The 418-nt window shown below is 63.9% G+C and carries 1 pseudogene; it reads right to left on the bottom strand.

The features are described 5' to 3' along the window. A pseudogene (locus tag E0D98_RS27700) lies at positions 1 to 238 on the bottom strand (hypothetical protein); the annotation flags it as partial. Positions 239 to 418: the final 180 nt, after the last annotated feature.

Raw genomic sequence — 418 nt, 5'->3', positions numbered from 1 at the left:
CCGGGCGTCCCCCTGGCGGGGCGGGCTGTCGTGAACGGAGCCAGCGGAGCTGTCTCCGCCCTGGCGGGCTTCCATCCCTGACGCAAAACCCCCGGCTTGCAGCGACCGGAACGGTCGCGCCGCCCTTGTCGCGCCGTGGCCTGCGCTCCTGGCATCCCGGCAAAAAGACGCCGGGATGTAAGGAGCAACGCCGTTTCGCAAACCGCGCTTCACGTCGTTGCAGCGGGTCCCTGCTCATTGTCTGCCGGGTGCCACACACCCGTATGAGTCCCTGTCGCCGGGGGCATAGACAGCCACAACCTGCCGCACTGACTGTCCAGGGTAAATGAACAGCCCACAAAATTTTTTACCTAAAACCCGGTAAAAAATTTTGCGTTCTGCCCAGGACAGGTGCGTCAGGCCGTGGCAGTGATGCCCC

Origin of the sequence: Escherichia sp. KCJ4928, from assembly GCF_004352695.1 — a bacterium.
Classification (GTDB): Bacteria; Pseudomonadota; Gammaproteobacteria; order Enterobacterales; family Enterobacteriaceae; genus ECMA0423.
Note: the sequence above shows the minus strand (reverse complement) of the source record. Positions and strands in the feature narration are given on the sequence as shown.